General features: G+C 56.3%; 5 protein-coding genes. All 5 read left to right on the top strand.

Annotated features, from left to right (window positions below):
- Positions 1-478: aminotransferase class I/II-fold pyridoxal phosphate-dependent enzyme (locus ATY29_RS34915; RefSeq protein ID WP_133118227.1), on the top strand; the 478-nt coding region annotated here is incomplete at its 5' end.
- A gap of 11 nt (positions 479-489) precedes the next feature.
- On the top strand, positions 490-888 hold the full coding sequence (locus ATY29_RS34910; protein ID WP_009987854.1) for a GFA family protein: 399 nt from the start codon (positions 490-492) through the stop codon (positions 886-888).
- 360 nt (positions 889-1248) lie between these two features.
- Positions 1249-1767, top strand: a complete 519-nt coding sequence (locus ATY29_RS34905) for an NAD(P)H-dependent oxidoreductase (protein WP_004671524.1) — start codon at positions 1249-1251, stop codon at positions 1765-1767.
- 16 nt (positions 1768-1783) lie between these two features.
- A complete protein-coding gene (locus tag ATY29_RS34900; protein WP_037145498.1) occupies positions 1784-3064 on the top strand; it encodes a bifunctional 3,4-dihydroxy-2-butanone-4-phosphate synthase/GTP cyclohydrolase II in 1281 nt (426 codons plus the stop codon).
- A gap of 154 nt (positions 3065-3218) precedes the next feature.
- Positions 3219-3647: a hypothetical protein gene (locus ATY29_RS34895; protein WP_009982425.1), complete on the top strand. Its 429-nt coding sequence runs from the start codon at positions 3219-3221 to the stop codon at positions 3645-3647.
- The last annotated feature ends 97 nt before the right edge of the window (positions 3648-3744 follow it).

Genomic DNA, 3744 nt, shown 5'->3' with positions numbered 1-3744 from the left:
CGGCTGGCGCATGGGCTTTGCCGTCGGCAACGAGCGGCTGATCGCGGCGCTCACCCGCGTCAAGTCCTATCTCGACTACGGCGCCTTCACGCCGATCCAGGTGGCCGCGACCCATGCGCTGAACGGCGACGGTTCCGACATTGCGGAGGTTCGCAACGTCTACAAGCGTCGTCGCGACGTCATGGTCGAAAGCTTCGGCAAGGCCGGCTTCGACGTGCCGCCGCCGGCCGCCACCATGTTCGCCTGGGCGAAGATCCCGGAAAAGTTCCGTCATCTCGGTTCGCTGGAGTTTTCCAAGCTGCTGGTCGAGAAGGCCGACGTCGCCGTTGCACCGGGTATCGGCTTCGGCGAAATGGGCGACGACTACGTCCGTCTGGCGCTCGTCGAGAACGAACACCGCATCCGCCAGGCTGCGCGCAACATCAAACGCTGGCTTAGCGGCGACGAGAAATTTGAAATCAACGTAATGAATCAGTGAAAGGATACCCGATGCCAATCTTCGGATCATGCCAATGCAAAGCGGTTACGTACCAGGTTCAGGAAATTGATGGACCCATGTGGAATTGCTTCTGTCAAACATGCCGGAAGTCACACGCCGCTGATCACAATACCGCTGCGAAGGTGAAAAGCGAGCACTTCAAGATCCTTACAGGCCAAGATACGCTTCATAGCTTCGAATCGACGCCTGGAAAGCTGCGGTGGTTTTGTTCGGTATGTGGCTCGCACGTTTATGCGGAGCGGCCGGCCAGCCCGGAGCTCAAAGTCGTTAGAGCCGGCACGTTCGATACCGATCCTGGAAGTGTGCCGATGTCAAACGTATGGGTATCGCATGCGGCACCTTGGCTCGCCCATGATCCATCGAAGGCAAGCTCACCAGAGTTCCCGTAAGTGACCGGGATACTACCTGTCGTAACTGAGGTGGAGCCACGGCGACCGTATATCAAGCGGCAACGCCTCATTCCGTGTCCAGGAGGTTCTAACGCAAACGTGCTGGGTCGGTAAAAGCGGCAGGGATTGCAGACAGTAGGTGCGTTTGCACGGCGAGCCCACCCATTGAGAGAATAAAGTCGTACGAGACAGAAGACTTCTGCGAAGCAATCCAGCCTTCGAGGTTGGGAAATTACGGGTTGTGAGGGCTCAGGACACCGCAGGACTATTTTTGCCCCCACGGGTCCTCAACGACCTCCATTGCGGTGTGAGTGAAAATTGTAAGATTGTCTTATGCGAGAATGTTGGGAGTCCTGTGACATGAAAGTTGTTGTGATAACGGGGAATTTATCGCGCCCCTCGAAAACCCGGGCCGTAGCAGACTTCATGGTGGATCGGGTGCGCGCGTCCGGCAACGAAGCAAGCTGCTGGGACCTTGTCGACCTTCATCCGCACCTTGGGGCAACAGTGTTGCCCTCCAGCGCCGCTGAGATTGTTAAAGCGGCACTCAACGATATTTTGGCTAGTGACGTGCTAGTTGTTGGTAGTCCGGTCTACAAAGCATCTTACACTGGGTTGCTGAAGCATTTATTCGACCTTGTCGACATGAAAGCGCTTAAGGGCCGCTATGTGATCCCTTTTGCAACCGGTAAAGCATCGAGTCACAAGCCGCTCGTCGAAGCCTCGATGGAAGCCTTATTCGACTTTTTCGAAGCGCAAATACATAGCCGTTTCATTTTCGCTCTCGATGAAGATTTTCAGAACGATGCTCTTTCTGAGAACCTGCGCGCGCTTGTCGACAGAGAGCTCGATGCCGCGCGTCGCGCCGTCAGCCCATAATAAGGAGGAGGATTCCATGTCTTTTTCGAGCATAGATGAGGCGATCGAGGCGATCGAAGCGGGCGAGATGGTTATCGTGGTCGACGACGAAAACCGGGAGAATGAAGGCGACCTAGTCGTTGCTGCCGAAAAAATAACAGCTGAGCACATCGCTTTCATGATGAAATATGCGAGAGGCCTTATCTGCGTGCCACTTCCAGCCGAACGTCTCGACAAACTCGAGATCCCCCTGATGGTCACACGTAATTCGGACTCACTGCAGACGGCATTTACCGTTTCCGTCGATTGCAAACACGGCACAACGACAGGGATTTCAGCCGAAGATCGAGCAGCAACCGTCAAGTCGCTCATCGATCCGCAGACGCGGCCGGAAGACTTATCGCGACCGGGTCACATTTTTCCTTTGCGTGCAAATCGTCTCGGTGTCCTGGGCCGTCCTGGCCACACCGAAGCTGCCGTGGATCTTGCACGACTTGCCGGCCTGGCGCCGGCTGGCGTAATCTGCGAGATCGCCAATGACGACGGAACCATGTCTCGACTGCCAGATCTCGAGAAGTTCGCAATCGAACATGGCCTGCACATAGTAACGATCGACGCTTTGATTGAGTACTGCAGGAGTCGTGATACGAGGGTAAAGCGTTACGCGCAGTCCTTTATGCCAACGCGGTTTGGGGATTTCAAGGCAATTGCTTATCGCGATAGTTTGACGGGAACGGAACACTTAGCTTTGACACTTGGCGAGTTGTGCGAGAAGGAAGACGTTCTGGTACGGGTGCATTCTGAATGTCTGACAGGTGAGGCGTTCCGGTCCATGCGATGCGACTGCGGTCAACAGCTCGAAATGGCTCTTCGGGCGGTCCAGTTAGCGGGCGCTGGTTGCGTGATCTACATGCGTGGGCAAGAGGGGCGTGGCATTGGCTTAGGAAACAAAATTGCGGCTTACAGCCTGCAGGATCATGGTCGTGATACTCTTGAGGCAAATCGGGAACTCGGCTTCGCATCTGATTCCCGCGAATATAACGCAGCGGCGGATATCATCCGCGACCTCGGTATCGGCAGCGTTCGGCTTCTGACCAACAATCCTACAAAAATAGAGGCGCTGCGAACGTCAGGCGTCATCGTGTCGTCTCGCCAGAGTCTGATCGCCGCATCTAGCGCGTCCAACATCACTTATCTTAAGACAAAGCGCGATCGGTTTGGCCACCTGTTGGACCAGGACACGTCAGCTGAACACGTCGGCCGGAACAACGTCTTTTCAGTGTTTGGCGCGCAGGTGTTCTCTGGACCCCTTGGATAACGGAGCCGCCCTCGCCACTTACCTGCCGGTGATTGTAGGGGGCCGCCTTTGACCGGCAGAGTCCTAGAGTCTGTCAGCGCTAATCGGAATCGTGCGGAGATTCCCTTGTCTTTGATTTTGTGATTCAAGGTCATTGCTGGTGTGGAGGCCAGCGATGATGGTGCGACCTCTTTCTCTGGATTTGCGAACGCGCATTGCTACAGCGTTGAATGATGGCATGACGGTTCGCGCCGCAGCGGAGCGGTTCGGCATATCGGCTGCGACAGCGGTACGGATCGGACAGCTCGATCGTTCAGGTAAAGGCCTGGCGCCGGCGAAGATCGGCGGCTATGTCAAACCGACACTGAGGGGTGCGGCCGCCGACGCCGTGCGTCAGCGGCTACAAGTCAAGTCCGACTGGACGGTGCGCGCACTGTCGGCGGACCTGAAGGCTGCGGGGATCAACGTGTCTCACGACACCGTCTGGCGCTTTCTGCGCAGCGAAGGCAAGACCTTCAAAAAAAACGCTGGTGGCAAGCGAGCAAGACCGCCCGAAGGTGGCCCGGTTCCGGATGCGGTGGAAGACCCATCAGCATCGGCTTGATCCGGACCGTCTCGTCTTCATCGACGAGAGTGTGCTGCAGAGGCACGGAAGGAGTTCAGTATGAGCTAACCCCGTAACGTGAAGCTGCGTGAATGAT

This window comes from Rhizobium hidalgonense (assembly GCF_002914525.1).
In the GTDB taxonomy this organism is placed as follows: Bacteria; Pseudomonadota; Alphaproteobacteria; order Rhizobiales; family Rhizobiaceae; genus Rhizobium; species Rhizobium hidalgonense.
The sequence above is the reverse complement of the archived record's forward strand: the minus strand, read 5'-3'. Positions and strand labels throughout refer to the sequence as shown.

Excerpts from the sequence above, each read along its gene's own strand:
- ATY29_RS34910 (WP_009987854.1), top strand. The coding sequence starts at position 490 with ATGCCAATCTTCGGATCATGCCAATGCAAAGCGGTTACGTACCAGGTT.
- ATY29_RS34905 (WP_004671524.1), top strand. The coding sequence starts at position 1,249 with ATGAAAGTTGTTGTGATAACGGGGAATTTATCGCGCCCCTCGAAAACC.
- ATY29_RS34900 (WP_037145498.1), top strand. The coding sequence starts at position 1,784 with ATGTCTTTTTCGAGCATAGATGAGGCGATCGAGGCGATCGAAGCGGGC.
- ATY29_RS34895 (WP_009982425.1), top strand. The coding sequence starts at position 3,219 with ATGATGGTGCGACCTCTTTCTCTGGATTTGCGAACGCGCATTGCTACA.